Here is a 16189-nt window from a genome sequence, read left to right on the forward strand (position 1 = left end):
ATGTAATGAGTCGCCGAGCGTTCTCGGGTAAGGATCACCGCACCCATCTGGAGGGGCCAGCATGCTGCGCGTGACGGGAGAAGTCATGCAGGTTCGAGCGCATTCGGTTCATGCCGCGATCATCGCTCTCTCACTCACGCTCACAGCGTGTGGTGGTGGTGGCGGCGGCGGCGGCACGGGTCAAAGCCCCGGTCCGAGCGGCCCGGCGCCACCGACACCTCCCGTGACGCCCGCGGCTCTCACGATCACGTCCAGCAACGCTCAAGCCGTGCAAAGCAAGAGCTTGGGGATGGCTGGGACCCTCGTCGCGTTATCGCGGACTGCCATCGCCGCATTCAAAGCCGTCGTATCGACGGAGTCAGTCGCAGCCTCGACGACCAACTGCACGAACGGTGGCACGCAGTCCGTGAGCGTCACGGATGCCGATCGCAATGGCAGGGTCAGTACGAGCGATACGGTCGTCATCACGCTGGCGTCGTGCACCCAAGGAACGATAGCCACGACCGGGAGCCTGCGCTTCGAGGTGCTCGCGCTGAGCTTTGCGTACCCGGACTCGAACATATCCATTCGTGTGACCGTGCCCGAGTACAGCTTATCCACGGGCGTTTCGCTCAGAGGCGCGATGAGTATCGACCACCGCTATGCCGACAATTTCGGCGGCAGCGGCTTCGATCGTTATGTGATTACCGGCGAGGCGATGACGCTCGCGAACGGGGGGCAAGCGGACACGCTGCGCGACTTCACCATCGACCTCTCCCAACGCTATAGCACCGCGCGGCTCGCGCTGACGATCAATGGCAACTTGTCGTCGGACGCTTTGCAAGGCACCGTCTCGATCGCGACCGAATCGACGCTCACGGGTCGAGTCGGCGTCGTGCCGACGCTCGGTCGTATCGTGTTCCGAGGCGCGGGCAACTCTGCGGTTGCAATCGTCGATGGTTTGAACGGCGAGTCGTCACTCACTGCCGCCACTCAGCAAGAGGACTTCGACGGCGATGGCACGTTCACGCCAGGTGCATTGGTGGCCTGGGATTCAGTCGCGCATCCGGCTTTGACCGCGCCGCTTCAGCCGCGGAGCTCGATCCAACCCGTAGAGATCGCATCGAGTCGCATCGTGGAGCTCGGCGCAGAAGAAGGCGCGGATATCGTGTACGCGCCATCGCGCAATCGACTGTATGTACCGATACGCTCACGCAATGAAATCGTAGCGATCGATCGCGGCTCGTATCACATCGTCGACCGCATCGTCGTCGGATCGAAGCCGACCGCCCTGGCATTGAGCACCGACCAGAACACGCTGTTCGTCGCGCTGAGTACGGGCGCGGCCGTGGCCGCGGTCGATCTCACCACTCGGACAGTGCGTCGTATTGAAGTGGGCGTCGCGATTGGCGGGAGTTTCATCGACGACATCGTGGTCGCGGGACCGGCGACCCTCTATGTCAGCGGCCATGTTGTCGAAGAGGTCAACACGTACACATCTATTTCGACAACTCGTATCGCTCGCGTCGAGCTTGGCGCGACGGATACATCGACGTTGCTGCCGACGCCCCTGACGACGAACAGTAGCCTCAGCCGCCTGGCGATCAGTCCAGACGCTCGCTACCTGTATGTCTTGCATCAACCCAACGGTGGCTATTGGTCTGCTGACAAGATCGATCTTGCTCAGCCATCCGGACCGATCGTCGCGACGTACCCGATTCAGACGAACTATGTTTCGATGCAAATGATCCTGAGCCCGAGCGGCGAGCGCCTGATCCTGAGTAACGGCGCGGCACTGGACACAGCTACGATGACCGCAGTGAGCGGCTTTTCGACGTCACCGGCCGGATTCTCTGCCGACGGAAACATCCTGCTGGCCTTTCAGTACAACGGCATGTCCGTCCACGACGGTACAACGCTCCAGCTGCGCTCTACGTTCTATCATCAATGCAGTGCTGCGACTCACGGGCCATTGGTTCACGTCGCTGTATCCAACGAATGGGCCACGACGGTGGGCGGTCGCCTGTGCGTGTTCTCGATTTTTTCACCCGAGACCACACCAGGACAGCCGGGTGGACCCGATCTGCCAACGCCACTGACCGCGGCCCCGGCGACCACGACGACGGTCGCGTACGGAACAACGCCGTTCGGCGCCGCCTACTTCGATCGCGCTCGCGGACGCTTGTACGTCCAGGACGGCGCAAGGGACCTCGTCATCTACTCGACGTCTACACGGTCGATCGTGGCGCGCCTGCCGCTCGCGTTCGTCATATCGTCCATGGCAATCAACGACGACGGCAGTCGACTGTTCCTTTCTCAGCAGAGCGTTGCGCGGATCGACGTGGTCGATACGACCAACAATACGCTGCTGACCCCGATCTCATTTCCGTTCGATCTGCTGCAGGAGCCCAGCGCGCCCTACTACTATTACCGCGGCTCCCACGCGATCGCATGGCTCGGCAACGATCGACTGCTGCTCGCCGGATCGTACGGGCAGCCCAACGATCGCGTGTACTTCGGCATCGTCGATCTCGCAGGTAACGGATTTCGCATCGGCAATGGCCAGCGAAAATTCGTGCAATACGCGCACGTGCACGTCAGCTCCGATCGGCGCTCTGCGACGATTCTTCCGAAGGACTTCGGCGCCTACAGGCTGACGCAACGAATCGATCTCCAACCGACGATGCCCGACGTCGTGACGGAACGCCGCGATACCATCCTGTTGACCAGTCTGCAAACCAGCGATGGCAGCGTCCGCGATCGTATCTATCTGACTCAGGGCCAGGCCATCGATGCTCGAACCCTGCTCCAGGTGGGCGAGACCGTTGCCAGCATGCAAGTCGAGAGCTCTGACGGGGTCAACATCTTCACGATGGAGGGCTACGGTCAGGGCGAGTTGGGCGCTCGCGTCCGGACCTTCGACGCAGAAACGTTTCAGCTGACCGGCATCTACGATCTGAACGGATGTCGCAATACCGTTGCCGCCAACCCGGTGATGTACGCCGGGACGACGCCACGAGAATTCATCGCGGTGGTTGGCGATCGAATCTGCCACGTGGAGCTGCCGATGCCGTAGCGGGAAGCTGGCCTCATTCTCAATCGCTTCACATTCGCGCGTGAGCCGCGCGAGGGCGGCAGGAACTTAGAATTCGATGATCCGTTCCCAAGCTATCGCAGCTGTCTGCGACGGGGAACGAAGTCATGCGTAACCTACGACAACTTACCTCCGGTCTCTGTTTGCTTTGCATCGTCGAAGTCGCAGCCGGAGAATCAGCGAATGAGTTTGTCAGCGATCCTGCATTGGCCACCACGGTCAGGGCGGCACTCGCGACCGATCATGCGGTAAATGCCCGCGACATCAAGGTCGATACGCGCGACGGACTCGTGATATTGAGCGGCACCGTCGAATCGGCCGCCGCCAGAACGGCCGCAGTTGCGCGGGCCCGGTCAGTCCTGGGTACAACTGACGTTCGCGACGAGCTGAGCGTTCGCCCTGAGTCCCAAGCCCCGCAGGAGTCCGCAGCGGACACCGTGATTGCCGCTCAGGTTCGCAGCAGCCTCGATAATGCGGCGATCGGCGATGGAAGCAACGTTAACGTCGAGGTGAGTGCCGGCGTTGTGCAGTTGAGCGGCTTTGTGACGAATGCCGACGGAAAGACGCGCGCCGAGAATGCAGCGAGCTCCGTCAGTGGCGTCCGGGACGTCGAGAGCAGCATCCGGTTGCTCGAGAGTCGATAGCTCGCACACCCGCTGAACCAGTGCTCACTGGACAGCCATCGCGGCCGGGCCAGATCGTTGCTGACCGGCCCGCCCTTTCCCGCCCTCATGCTCAGTGGTTCTCGGCCGCTGCGTGTCCAATCCTCATCGTTGCAAGTAAACTTCCAGGAGCGTTCGTGCACAAGAGGGCAGTGCCATGCTCACAGGATCCTGCCACTGTGGCGCAGTTCAGATTCAGGTCGCGAGCAAGCCGCGGCGGCTCACGAGCTGCAACTGCTCGATCTGTCGCCGCCATGCTGGATTGTGGGGTTACTACCAACCAAGCAAGGTCAAGATCACAGCTCGCAAGACAGATATCGATCGCTACGTGTGGGGTGACAAGTGTCTTTGGCTGTGTAGATGCGCAGACACGACGCGGGTTCGAAGATTGGATGGCGCCAAGACCTGGAAGTTTCTGGACTAGCCTACCGGGCAGCACAGAGCTTGCCCGGCGTTGCCAATCTGGCGCGGCCATGCGGCGATTTGAAAACAGAGCTCACTGCTTCGATCACGACATCGGGCTGATCAAAGGGCACCATGTGACCGCTCTGTTCGGCGATCATCCGCGTGCCGCCACTTTGTGCAACCAGTTCCGCGTGCCCGCGACGCCATGCGTCCAGCGCTTCGCTCGCCATCCCTTGCGGAGTCTTACCCGCTGTGATCACGACCACCGGCACATCGCAGACGACAGGATAACGTCGCATCGTTTCGTGGGCGCTCGCGTAGCTCTTTGCTATCCGCAGGTTGGCGCGTTGCTGCTTAGTTGGATTGGAAACATCGTTCTGGCGGATCAGTGACTCGGCCATCTTCGTTGCATTGAGCGCATCGATGCCCGCAATCGTGGTGGGATCGGCGTACACCAGACCACGCACGTCTTCCGGATGGAAGTTCGCGTAGAGCTGGATGAGATACCCGCCGTAAGAGTGCCCGACCAGAACCACATCGTGGCTGCGCCCGAGCGCCAGCAGCCCGGTGTGGAGTCCGATCACCTCTTCGTGGATATCGTAAGGCTCGTCTGGCAGATCGCTCATTCCCAAGCCGGCGCGATCGTAGCTGATGACGGTGGCACCGGTCGCACTCCTGAGGCGCGACGCAAGCCCGTCCCACGCGTCAGCGCCGTATCCGAACCCCGATTCGAGCACCACAGTCGCTTGCCCGCCGCGGTACACGCGAAACTGCAGCTTGTGACCGCGCACATCGGTCGAGGCCTGCTCGTACGGCGTAGATTCCGCGCCTACCGCAGCCACTACGACCAGCATCAGCAACGCACTGGCTCTAGCAAAGAGTTCAAGCATTTCTTCTCCCTTATATCGGCCCCGTCGACACAGACTGCCGCAGGCATCGCGCCGTGCTTTGCGGTTGTCCACCGCGAGTTGTCAGTTCGGCCCGTCACGGTCCCTTTCGTCAACGCGACGGCCCTCGTGCAAAGACGGCTGTCACGGAAAGGGGCTGAATGGGACCTTGCAGCGTCGAAAACGGATCTTCCCATGCCCCGATGTGATCTGATCATTCGCGACGTCACTCTTTATGACGGCACAGGAGCACCGGCGCACGTCGGCGATCTGGCGGTCGAGGGCGACAAGATCGCGGCTTGCGGAGATCTGGGCGGCTGGGTGGGCGCACGTGAGATCGTTGCCAGCGGACTCGCGCTCGCGCCGGGATTCATCGACACGCACACGCATGATGACGGGATGCTCGTGTCGTCCACGTCGGACATGACGTACAAGTTATCTCAAGGCGTGACGACCGTCGTCGTCGGCAACTGCGGCGTCAGTCTCTCGCCCGCCACGTTTGCACGCCGCCCGCCGGCGCCGCTGGATCTGCTGGGCGATGAACGCTCGTGGATCTTCGACAGCTTCGCCGAGTATTCAGAGCAGCTTAGAGTCTCGCCGCCGCCGCTCAATGCTCTGGCACTGGTCGGACACATGACGCTCAGGGTCGCCGCCATGAACGGCGACACACAGCGGGCGGCCACCGACCGCGAGATCGCAAGGATGCGCGAACGCCTTGACGAAGCCATGCAGGAAGGTGCCTGCGGACTCTCCAGCGGGCTCGCCTATCCGCCGAGCCTGCATGCGCCGACAGAGGAAGTCATAGCCGTGGCCGAGGTGGTCGGCGCGTATGGCGGGCTCTACACGACGCATTTGCGCGACGAGGGCGTGCACGTCATGGAGAGCATTGAGGAGGCCCTGCAAATCGGAAAATGCGCGGGTGCCCGCGTCATCATCAGTCATCACAAATGCGCCGGGCCGGACAGCTTCGGCAAATCGAAACAAACGCTCGCGCTCATCGATCGCGCCAACCTGGATCAGGAGGTCGATCTCGATGCCTATCCGTATGCGGCGTCATCCACGTCGTTGTTGGCGGAATTGGTGCGCGAAGACGTACCGATCCGCGTGAGTTGGTCCGTACCTCATCCCGAAGTGGCCGGACGCACATTGGCGGAGATCGCCACGGAATGGGGCATCGATCAGCGAGCCGCCGCGCGGCGTCTATCTCCAGCCGGCGCGATCTATTTTTCAATGGACGAAGCAGACGTTCGTCGCATTCTCGCGCATCCACGCACGATGATCGGCAGCGACGGCCTGCCGCACGGCGAAGGGCCGCACCCGCGGCTCTGGGGAACATTTCCGCGCGTGCTGGGACATTACGCCCGGGATCTCGGGTTGTTCGATATGGCGACGGCCATCTACAAAATGACCAGCCGCCCGGCGAAGGTGTTCGGTATCGAGAACCGCGGCGTTCTCGAGCAAGGCGCTTACGCCGACCTCGTGCTCTTCGATCCATTGCACATCGCCGATCGGGCGACGTTCGAGAATCCCACCCAAGCCGCGGCCGGCATCCGTGAATGTTGGATCAACGGGCAGAGCGCCTATCGCGGAGAAACAGGGGTCACCGGCGCGAAATCCGGACGTTTGTTGAGATCGACAATCAGACGGCGCGAAGCCATCCAGTAGCTCCAGATCGAAACACAGCTCGCGACCGCACCGGCAGCGAGCGCATATCGCAGCGAGTTCCGGCCCGCGATCGGCACCAGCAGATCGCTCACGATACCGATGACCTGCGGCCCCAGGCCGAGGCCGATCAAATTTCCCACCAAAAGCTGGATCGCGGCGGCTCGCGCACGCATCCTGACCGGCGCCAGGGTCTGAATCGTGGCGACACACGGCCCGATGAAGACGACACTCAGTGCCAGCGGAATCATCACCGACCCAATCGTGACGGCCAGATTCTCGGAGGTTAGAAACAAGGGCCAGCACGGCAGCGACACGAGCGCCGCGAGCATCGGCACATACATATTCCAACGCGGATCGCGCCGGCTCATGCGGTCGGCGATAACGCCCGCAAGATAAGTGCCCACGCCACCGCCGATACCGACGACGAGTGCGAACAGCGCACCGATCTGAGCCGCATCGAGTCCATGCGAGCGCATCAGGAACGCCGGGACGAAAGCCGCCATGCCAAACCCGGCGAAGGCGCTCATCGCCGTACCGAAGACGATGTATCTATAGGAGCGCAGCTCCCACAGAACATCGATGCATTCCCGGAACGTGGGAGCCTGCGAGCCCGCCGTCGCCCCGCTCCGCTCCGGCTCACGGATGGTCAGTCGTGCCAGCAGAGCGAGCAGAAACCCGGGCACGGCTGCAGCCAGGAACGCGTAGCGCCAGCCATGATGATGAGCGATCCAGCCGCCGCCGAAGAACGCCACCACGATGCCGAGGTTGACTCCGACAGCATAGGTCGCCTGCGCTCGGGCCCGTTCGCCCGGCGGATAAAGATCGGAGATGATCGATTGGGACGCGGGCCCTGTGCCCGCCTCGCCCACGCCCGTCAGCAGGCGTGCGACCAGCAATTGCCAGAACTGTGCGACGAGACCGCACATCAGGGTCGTCAAACTGAACAGCGCCAGACAGACGGTGACGATCCGGACGCGGTTGCTCCGGTCCGCGGCGATGGCGATGGGAATGCCCATCGTCGTGTAGAACAAAGCGAACGCCGGTCCGGACAGCAGACCGAGCAGCGTGTCCGACACGCCGAACTCGGCTTTGATCGATTCCAGCAGGATCGCCACCACCTGCCGATCGATGTAGTTCACGGCATAGATGGCGCATAAAACCAGCAGCACGTAGCGGCGATAACCGGTATCGGCTCGCGATCCGGCGGCGATTTCGTTCTCGGGTGTGGTGAGCATGCTCGATCGTAGCCGTGCCGGACGCCGCTGACTTGCCGTCCGGGTGAGCGAATTAGCGACCAGGATCGGGCGGCCGCCGGCGCCCGGCGACCGCGGACCGAATCGCAAAAACACGGTGCTGCCCGCAAAGCGCCCGCTCGAGGCCGTCGCGAAGATCTCTCAGGGCACTTGGTGTATTAATACTACTCAACAGGGGACGGCCATGAAGAGATCTCTCGATGCCACGAGCGCACTGGCGATTTGTGCGGCGCTCTCGGCCTCCGCGGCGCAGGCTCAGAACAGCGACGCGGAAACGCTCGATACCATCATCGTCACGCAATCGCGCATTCAGGAGCACGTGACGAAGATGGGCTCGTCGTCGCTGGAGACGCCGCAAAACATTCAGGTGCTCTCGGAAGGATTTCTGAAAGATATGGGCGTGTCCCTGCTCGACGACGCGCTCCGCAATGTCGCCGGCGTGTCGGCGTCGTCGTTCGTTTACGCCTACGACCTGCCGTCGATCCGCGGCTTTCCCGCCGGCGGATTCACTCTGCTCGACGGGCTGCCGCGAACCGTGTCGCTGAACATCGAGCCGCAGGCGCTCGAGCGCGTCGAGGTCATCAAGGGCCCCACTTCCGCGCTCTATGGCCAGGGCGCGCCCGGCGGCGTGATCAATCTGGTCAGCAAACGCCCGGTCAAGAAATCTTTCGCCGACGCCTCGATCACCGTCGGCAGCTACGACATGATGATCCCGGCGGTCGATATCGGCGGCTCGTTCGATGCCGATCAGAACGTCTACGGTCGACTCAACGCGCTCTATCGCAAGGAAGGCAGCTACGTCGATTACACCGACGGCGTGACACGGCTGTTCCTCGGCCCCTCGCTGACGTGGGAGATCAATCCGGACACCGAGATCACCTTCATCAGTCATTACTCGAAGGAATGGAACGAGCTGATCCCCGATCGCCCGGCCACCGGCCTCATTCTGCCCAACCCGCACGGCAAGCTCTCGCCGCGCCAGACAATCGAAGATCCCGACAGCCCGCCGCAGATCGATCAGCGCTATGCCAGCATCGGCTATGAATTCGAGCATCGTTTCAACGAGCGCCTCAAGGTGGTGCAGAACGTGCGCCAGAGCTGGACGGATCTCGACTATTACAACATCTATCAGCCGCTGTTCCTCGATGCCGATCAACGCACGCTCTATCTGTACGGCAACGATCTCGACGAGTCGCGTCGCTCGCTCGGTATCGATACGCTGTTGATCGGGTCCTTCGACACGGGGTCAGTCCAGCATCGACTGGCGGTCGGCTTCGAATACGGCCGGCAGCGCGTCGACAGCAAGCCGTCCTATGCCTTCTCGCCGCTGGTGGCGTTCGACCTGTTCGCTCCCGACTACAGCGTGTTTCAGCGTGGCGATTTCGTACAGTCCCCTTCGCTGCGCGAGGATGAGAGCGAGGGCTTGTATGTTCAGGACGAGATCAAGGTCGGTCGCCTGACCGTCACGGCCGGTGGACGCTTCAACTGGGTGAATGTGCAGACGGCAACCTCGGACGAAAACCACGATGCCTTCGTGCCGCGCGTGGGCGCCACCTACGAACTCCGTCCGGGCCTGGCTGGCTATGCAAGCTACAGCGAGTCCTTCAATCCACAGGTTGGCATGCTCGACGTCGAAGGCCGCCCGCTCGACCCGGAGTCCGGCGAACAGTACGAGCTCGGACTGAAACTGCTGTCGTCCGACGGTAGATTCAACGTCACCTCGGCGATTTATGAGATCACGCGCTCGAACGTCGCGAGCGCACTACCCGCGCCGGCGGGCCGCTACGATACCTCGGGCCGGCAACGAAGCCGCGGCTTCGAGATCGATAGCCAGATCCAGCTGCGGCGAGGCTGGGAAATGATCGCGTCCTATGCCTACACGGATGTGGAAGTCCTCGAGGACTACTCCACGCCCAAGGGCAGCTGGCCAGTCAACGTGCCCCGTCAAGCCGCGAGCCTGTGGACGAAATACGTCATCCAGGACGGTCCGTTGCAAGGCCTCGGCTTCAGCCTGGGCGGCAGTCACTACACCAAGATGGCGGGCGATCCGGCCAACACGTTCTTCGTCCCGGCCTACACGCTGGTCAACGCGAATGTGAGTTACGTTCGCCCCAACGGCTTCAATGCGCAGCTCAATGTCGACAATGTGCTCGACGAGTTCTACGCGGCCGGTGCGTTCACCGACATGTTCGTGAACTACGGCCGGCCGAGAACCGTGCGTCTGACCATCGGCTGGTCTCTTTGATAGAGAGATGTGCGTGGGCCGTGCAATCGCACGGCTCACGCGTCAGTTGGTCGATTTGGGCGGGCGGTGGCGCTGATTCTTCACTCTCAAGGCATCGCTCGACGCAAGCCGCATCTGCATGGGCGGCATGCCGAATGCCGACCGGAAGGCACGAGTGAAGCTCGCCGCGTGCACGTAGCCGCATTCCAGTGCGATCTCGACCATGGAGAGTGTCGAGTCCGATATCAGCTCACGCGCCAGCTCCATCCGCAGCTTGTCGCGGATCTCGCCGACGGTACCGCCATAGATCATCCTGAAGCCCCGCTGTAGCCGCTGGCGCGTCAGGCCGACCGCTTCGGCAATCTCTTTTACGTCAGACGGTGCATCGAGGCTGCTGCGAATCAGGCGCATGGCCTCCTGCAGCTTCTTGTGGTCAGCCTCGGAGAAACATCCCGGATCTTCGGACTCCACGGCCCGTGAAAGGTTGAACAGAATGTGACAGGCCAATTCGAGGGCCTTGGCCGTCAGAAACGCGTGCCGGAAACTTCCTTGGAACGGCGGCTTGATCATCTGATGAGCCGCCAGCAGCGCGAGCTGAGTCAGCGGTACGTTACGGCACGAGAGGTGCCCGTCGTGACGCAAGAAGTCCACGACGTCGCTCGGCAGATCCGCGGGCTCGAACCCCGTCGTCTTGAGCAGGCTCGCACGTTGCAGGAACACCGTCACCCAGCGCAGTTGCTGCCCTGACTGCGGAAACGTTTCCAGCTCGTGACCGCTCGTTGCTCCATACACGGTGCAGTAGCCGTGCGCCAGCTCACCTTCGTTGCCGAGCTGATAGGTCAAGGGGAGCTTGCCTTCCAACACCGCGGATAGCGCCAGGTAGTCCGAAGCGCTATGCCTGCGGGGCAGCCCCTGCGTGACTGTCATATCGACGATGCTCACACAGATGCCGTGCCCGAGCTGGTAGAACTCCCAGCTGCCGCTCGCGACCTCAGGATCGTATTCGTAATGAAAACCGAATCCCGGAGGAATGAGCCGGCACCAGCCATCGCTCATCCGTCTCGCCGCCTTGCCTGCTCTGCGCTGACTTTCCAGCATTTGCAGCATGTCTTCCATACTGCGATTACTCAGCGGGCTCGTGTCACCGGTCGAAGTAGCCATGCGTTTCGGGTCCTGCCGGGTCAGGCTGAAAGTATGCACGCCACGGCCGGCCACGCAAGCGGGCTTTGCTCTCGGTCATGGTTTCTTTGCGATCGGGCGAATCGGCGCTCCCTCGACTTCTCAAACCCACCGTCCCGTTGAATGCTCAATCGGCGAAGCAAACAACAGAGGGGACGAAGTCGATGGCAACCTCACCGGCTGTTACTCAGCATCTGCTGCTCTCAGCGGCAGTCTCATCCTTCATCAGCGTGCCATTGTACGCTGCAGAGTCGACACTGCCGGACGAGTCGGCAGTCCTTCAGGAAGTCATCGTCACTGCGCAGAAACGCGCGCAGAACATCCAGGACGTCCCGATTGCCATCTCGGCCATCTCCGAAGCTCAGCTGGCCGACCGGCACATCGACGATATCTCCGATATTGCACTCGTGACGCCCGGCGTCTCGTTCGTGCCCAGTGGGCCGGGCCAAGGCCAGTTCGTCATTCGCGGCATTCAGGTGTCGGCCAATCGCGCCACCGAGCCTCGTTTTCAACCTGCGGTGGGTGTGTACTTCGACGAACTGCCGGTGGCCAACGCCCTCTACAATCCCAGCCTCAACACGTTCGACATGGAACGAGTCGAGGTCCTGCGCGGCCCGCAAGGAACGTTGTACGGATCGGGATCGCTGGCCGGCACGGTGAAGTTCATCACCAATGCGCCGGATGCGGGCGGCTTCGATGCCGCTGGCCGCGCGAGTCTCGGGCACACCGAGAACTCACCGGATCAGAACTACTCCGCGGATGTGATGCTGAATGCGCCCATCGTTCAAGACGTCGCGGCCTTGCGTTTTGTTGGCGGGTATCGCCAGGACGGTGGCTATGTGGACAACATCGCCGATGGCAGTGATGGCATCGGGCGCACGACGACAGGCGGCGGGCGGCTCGCATTCAACGTCAAGCCGAGCGACACCCTGAGCATCACGCTCCGCGCGATCGCGCAACGGATGCAAGCGAACGGCGACGGAGCCGTCGATCTCGTGTCGCCGGGGGTCAGCGGTCGTCTGGGCGAGCGGCAACAGTGGCGACTCACACCGACGCCAGTGCGCGATGACTTCAACGCGCTCTCAGCTGAGGTCGAATATGACTTCGGCGCGGCGGCGTTGACCTCCGTCACCTCCTATCTCGATCGTGACATCCGCAATCAGTTCAGCCATACGAACGTGCTACCGACATTTCTAGGCGCACCGCTGCAATTCTCTCCCTACATGAACCCGCTGCGTTACCACGGCGTACTGCAGGAGTTGAGAATTGCATCGACCTCGGACGGCCCGTTTCAATGGATCGGCGGCGCGTTCTACTCCGACAGCGTCCGGCGCTTCGCGCAGAACTTCTGGACGCCAGGCATCGATACATATCTGGCCAGCATCGGCTCCCCTGCCACGCAGTTCTTCGGCGTTTCCGCAGCGGATACGCTGTGGGAGTCCTATCTGCATTTCAAAGAGAGACAAAGCGCTCTGTTCGGCGAGCTGTCCTATGCGTTTCTGGATGAGAAGTTGATCGCGACGGCCGGCGGTCGTTGGTTCAAATACGATCAGGACTATGCCACGCAGGCGGCCGGCATCTACAACGGCGGCGTCACCTTTGGCAGCGCCGAAGCTAACACGGAGGACTTCAATCCCAAGCTGGTGCTGAGCTACAAGCTTGCGGACAACGTCATGATCGCCGCCCAAGCCTCCGAAGGCTTCCGGCTCGGCGGCGCCAATGAGATCGTGCCCGCTGACGTCTGCGGCTCATCCGCGCCGCTGTCGTTCGGCCCGGAACATTTGCGCAACTATGAGCTGTCCGCCAAAACGTCCTGGCTCGATGACCGGCTGATCGCCAACCTCAGCGTCTATGAGATGCACTATCGTGACATTCAGCTCACTCAGCGCTTCCAGCCGGAATGCGGCTTCAGCTTCACAGGCAACGGCGGCAAGGCGACCAGCCGCGGTGTCGAACTCGAATTGATCGGCCGTGCCGGCGCATTGCAATGGTCGGTCTTCGGATCGTGGATCGATGCAACGCTGGATAAGGACACGCCGCCCGGCATCAATGGCTCGAAGGGCGATCGCTTGCCCTTCTCGCCGCGCTTCAGCGGCAACGCCTACGCTCGCTACACCCGGCCGATGGGAGCCAGCGTCGATGGTTTCGTGCAACTCGAGTATCGGTATGTTGGGGAGCGCGTGCAGCGGGTCGACTATCGACTCAACACAATCGCGTTCGATCAGCCCGCACCGAGCTATGACATCGGCAACCTGCAACTCGGCATGAGCAAGGACTCCTGGGAAGCGGCGTTGTATGTCGACAACCTTTGGGATGACGGCTCGATCCTCGCCGGTGGCGGATATGCGTTCGGGCTGCCCGGAGCGGGACGCACTGTCTACGTGAATCGTCCTCGGACCATTGGTCTGGAATTCACGGTGCGGACTGGCCGACGCTAACGCGTCGGCACCGCTCAGAAGTCCAGCGAGACCGACATGCCGAGGGTTCGTGGCTGCAGGAAGTTGACGATGGTGACATTGGTGCCGTTGCGGTTGTCGGCTGACACCACGCCGTCCTCATCGAGCACATTGCGGGCGTAGAGATTCAGGTGCCAGCGGTCGTTGAACGTCGCGCCAGCACGCAGATCGACGACAGAATAGCTGGGCAAGTCGAAACGAGTTCTGGCGTCGGCCACTGCTGAGTTGACGAATGCGGATTTACGCTCGCCAACGTAGCTCCAGTTCGCGCCGACAAACAGACTGAACGAACTGAAGGTGAAGTCTTGCTGGATCGATAGATTGCCTGACGTCTTCGCGGATGCCGGCAAGCGGTCGCCACTGAAGCCCACCAGGGTGTCCGCGGTGGCACTCTGTGGCAACGCCTGCGACAGCTCCGCATCCAACAGCGCGACATTGCCGTCGATGCTCAGGCCCTCCAACGGCCGCCAGCCCAAGGTGAGCTCCAAGCCCCGGCTGCGAGCCTCACCGCCATTCGAGAAGAAGATGAATTGAGAGACCGAGTCGGTGTTCTGCAATTGAATGTCTTTCCAGTCGATCTGGAACAGCGCGGCGTCGAAGGAGAAAATCCGCTCGGCCAGCATCCCCTTCACACCGACTTCGTAATTCACGACTGAATCGGAATCATAGGTGCGGGGAATCGTGGGCAAGCTGGTGTTCGGGCCACCCGGGCGATAGCCGCTTGCGATGCGCGCATAACCCATCACGTCCGGCGTGAAGTGATAGCTCGGGGACAGTGCCCACGTCACCGTGTCTTCATCGAAGGTCGCGACCGGAAACACCGTGGTCGGTCCGAACACCGGCTCGATCGTTGTATCGACGGTGTTCGAGTTGGTGTACTCCTGTTTGTTCTTGCCGTAGCGGGCGCCCACCTGCAAATCGAATTTATCCGTCACATGGAGCACGACATCCCCGAAGCCCGCGTATTCCTTGTAGGAGATCGGTCCCTGCCCCAGGAAAGGCGTCGCGACCTGGCTGCCGCCCGGATCGAACAAGGACAGCTGCTGGATCACATTGCCATCCTCTTTCGTATAGAACGCACCGACGCGCCAGTCGAGGCGATCGGTCTTGCCGCTGACCCGAAATTCCTGGGCGAATTTTTCGGTCTCCGCCGCGTCATCGATCGAAACCGACGAGCCGGCGCCCGTGCCATAGAAAGCCGGGATGAAACCGAACACAGCGCTAACGTCACGGCGATTGACGCCTTCGCTCTTACCCCAGGAGGTCAGCGACAGCAGCTGAACGCCGCCAACCTCCCACTCGATCCGTCCCGAGTAGAGCTGTTGAGTACCTTCGTCACTCGTGGCCGCCAGATTGATCGAAGTGTCGGTGCCGAACGTCGGCACATACGTAGGCACACCGGCCGCGTCGGTCTGCACCTGGATGCCGGTGCCGAAATGCCCATCGCGCTCCTGGCGGAGACCCGACAGCGTAATCGACAGGTTATCGCTGGGCTTGAACAGAAAGCTCGCCTGCCCGCCGCGCGTTCGCGCATCGTTGACATCTTCCGCCGCCAGCGTGGGCCGGACATTGTCGATATAAGCGGGATCTTCCCGCACGAAGGCGCCCAACAGCAGCGCAGCTTGCTCGGATGCCAAAGGAATGTTGACCGAGCCTCGCCCCGTCCACCCGGACTCGCCATCCTCCACCGTGTTCATTCCGCCTTCGACGCGGCCGAAGAATCGCTCAGGGTCTGGCTTGCGCATTACATACTTGAGCAGGCCACCCAGGCTGGAAGCGCCATACAAAGTGCCTTGCGGACCGCGCAGCACTTCGATGCGCTCGAGCATGCCAGGATCGAAATCGGGGAACCGGCTGTTGCCCAGTCCAAAGAACGTGCTCGACCCGAACTGCACATCGTCGATCAGAACCGCGAGCGTTGGATTGGTACCGCCACCCGTCGTCACGCCACGCAAAGAGAGATCGTAGGTGCTGTCGCCGTTGTATTGCAGATTCGGTATACGCGAGTAGTAGTCGCTGATCTGCACGATGTTTTGTTCATTCAACGCATCCCCGCCGACCGCGGTGATCGCAACCGGCGCATCGATGAGTCGTTCCTCGCGCTTCTGTGCAGTGACAATCACTTCTTCGAGGGTCGCGCGAGCGGGCTCGGCCGCCGACCCCGGACGTGGAACGTAGGCTATCGTCGCAGCCAGTAGATAGAGTGGAAAACAGCGCGGAGTCGTGCTCATCGTCATCCCCTGCTCTCGTTGTCAGCTGGGGAAAATTTGAACCACGCTCGAAGGCTTCGCAATGTGTGGGAGTGCTCAGGCAGCCCGTAAAATCGCGATAAACCGCTTCGCAAACATTTCTGCGCCCGATTGCCAACAGCGTTGCTTGTGGCAG

General features: G+C 61.7%; 10 protein-coding genes. 6 read left to right on the forward strand and 4 right to left on the reverse strand.

Translation table 11 applies throughout. From position 1 onward, the window contains the following. The first annotated feature begins 61 nt into the window (after positions 1 to 61). The 3 genes from ACFPN2_RS24925 (at position 62) to ACFPN2_RS38550 (ending at position 4159) form a co-directional block, all read left to right on the forward strand. Positions 62 to 3055 (forward strand): YncE family protein, encoded by a 2994-nt coding sequence (locus ACFPN2_RS24925; protein WP_380601663.1) that lies wholly within the window; start codon positions 62 to 64, stop codon positions 3053 to 3055. A gap of 125 nt (positions 3056 to 3180) precedes the next feature. Next, the gene (locus ACFPN2_RS24930) at positions 3181 to 3717 is read left to right on the forward strand and encodes a BON domain-containing protein (RefSeq protein WP_380601665.1); all 537 of its coding nucleotides are present in this window, start codon (positions 3181 to 3183) and stop codon (positions 3715 to 3717) included. 175 nt (positions 3718 to 3892) lie between these two features. Next, positions 3893 to 4159, forward strand: a complete 267-nt coding sequence (locus ACFPN2_RS38550) for a GFA family protein (RefSeq protein WP_465270392.1) — start codon at positions 3893 to 3895, stop codon at positions 4157 to 4159. Between the two features lies 1 nt (position 4160). Here ACFPN2_RS38550 and ACFPN2_RS24935 read toward each other — a convergent pair whose 3' ends face one another. Then, positions 4161 to 5030: an alpha/beta fold hydrolase gene (locus ACFPN2_RS24935; protein WP_380601667.1), complete on the reverse strand. Its 870-nt coding sequence runs from the start codon at positions 5028 to 5030 to the stop codon at positions 4161 to 4163. A 192-nt stretch (positions 5031 to 5222) separates the two neighbouring features. Here ACFPN2_RS24935 and ACFPN2_RS24940 point away from each other — a divergent pair, with 192 nt between their 5' ends. Then, a complete protein-coding gene (locus ACFPN2_RS24940; RefSeq protein WP_380601669.1) occupies positions 5223 to 6692 on the forward strand; it encodes an N-acyl-D-amino-acid deacylase family protein in 1470 nt (489 codons plus the stop codon). On the opposite strand, the gene ACFPN2_RS24945 is transcribed toward ACFPN2_RS24940, so the two are convergent. Next, positions 6608 to 7927, reverse strand: a complete 1320-nt coding sequence (locus ACFPN2_RS24945) for a spinster family MFS transporter (protein ID WP_380601671.1) — start codon at positions 7925 to 7927, stop codon at positions 6608 to 6610. The two genes, ACFPN2_RS24940 and ACFPN2_RS24945, sit on opposite strands and share 85 nt — an antisense overlap. A 202-nt stretch (positions 7928 to 8129) precedes the next feature. Between ACFPN2_RS24945 and ACFPN2_RS24950 the strand changes: the two genes are divergently transcribed. Next, positions 8130 to 10190: a TonB-dependent siderophore receptor gene (locus tag ACFPN2_RS24950; RefSeq protein WP_380601673.1), complete on the forward strand. Its 2061-nt coding sequence runs from the start codon at positions 8130 to 8132 to the stop codon at positions 10188 to 10190. Positions 10191 to 10232: 42 nt separating this feature from the next. Here ACFPN2_RS24950 and ACFPN2_RS24955 read toward each other — a convergent pair whose 3' ends face one another. Next, positions 10233 to 11330: a helix-turn-helix domain-containing protein gene (locus tag ACFPN2_RS24955; protein WP_380601675.1), complete on the reverse strand. Its 1098-nt coding sequence runs from the start codon at positions 11328 to 11330 to the stop codon at positions 10233 to 10235. Positions 11331 to 11512: 182 nt separating this feature from the next. Between ACFPN2_RS24955 and ACFPN2_RS24960 the strand changes: the two genes are divergently transcribed. Next, a complete protein-coding gene (locus ACFPN2_RS24960) occupies positions 11513 to 13786 on the forward strand; it encodes a TonB-dependent receptor (RefSeq protein ID WP_380601676.1) in 2274 nt (757 codons plus the stop codon). 14 nt (positions 13787 to 13800) lie between these two features. Here ACFPN2_RS24960 and ACFPN2_RS24965 read toward each other — a convergent pair whose 3' ends face one another. Continuing rightward, positions 13801 to 16035: a TonB-dependent receptor gene (locus tag ACFPN2_RS24965; RefSeq protein ID WP_380601678.1), complete on the reverse strand. Its 2235-nt coding sequence runs from the start codon at positions 16033 to 16035 to the stop codon at positions 13801 to 13803. Positions 16036 to 16189 lie beyond the last annotated feature (154 nt).

It is taken from the genome of Steroidobacter flavus, from assembly GCF_042651805.1.
Classification (GTDB): Bacteria; Pseudomonadota; Gammaproteobacteria; order Steroidobacterales; family Steroidobacteraceae; genus Steroidobacter; species Steroidobacter flavus.

Excerpts from the sequence above, each read along its gene's own strand:
- ACFPN2_RS24960 (WP_380601676.1), top strand. The coding sequence starts at position 11,513 with ATGGCAACCTCACCGGCTGTTACTCAGCATCTGCTGCTCTCAGCGGCA.
- ACFPN2_RS24930 (WP_380601665.1), top strand. The coding sequence starts at position 3,181 with ATGCGTAACCTACGACAACTTACCTCCGGTCTCTGTTTGCTTTGCATC.
- ACFPN2_RS38550 (WP_465270392.1), top strand. The coding sequence starts at position 3,893 with ATGCTCACAGGATCCTGCCACTGTGGCGCAGTTCAGATTCAGGTCGCG.
- ACFPN2_RS24935 (WP_380601667.1), bottom strand. The coding sequence starts at position 5,030 with ATGCTTGAACTCTTTGCTAGAGCCAGTGCGTTGCTGATGCTGGTCGTA.
- ACFPN2_RS24950 (WP_380601673.1), top strand. The coding sequence starts at position 8,130 with ATGAAGAGATCTCTCGATGCCACGAGCGCACTGGCGATTTGTGCGGCG.
- ACFPN2_RS24945 (WP_380601671.1), bottom strand. The coding sequence starts at position 7,927 with ATGCTCACCACACCCGAGAACGAAATCGCCGCCGGATCGCGAGCCGAT.
- ACFPN2_RS24940 (WP_380601669.1), top strand. The coding sequence starts at position 5,223 with ATGCCCCGATGTGATCTGATCATTCGCGACGTCACTCTTTATGACGGC.
- ACFPN2_RS24955 (WP_380601675.1), bottom strand. The coding sequence starts at position 11,330 with ATGGCTACTTCGACCGGTGACACGAGCCCGCTGAGTAATCGCAGTATG.
- ACFPN2_RS24965 (WP_380601678.1), bottom strand. The coding sequence starts at position 16,035 with ATGAGCACGACTCCGCGCTGTTTTCCACTCTATCTACTGGCTGCGACG.
- ACFPN2_RS24925 (WP_380601663.1), top strand. The coding sequence starts at position 62 with ATGCTGCGCGTGACGGGAGAAGTCATGCAGGTTCGAGCGCATTCGGTT.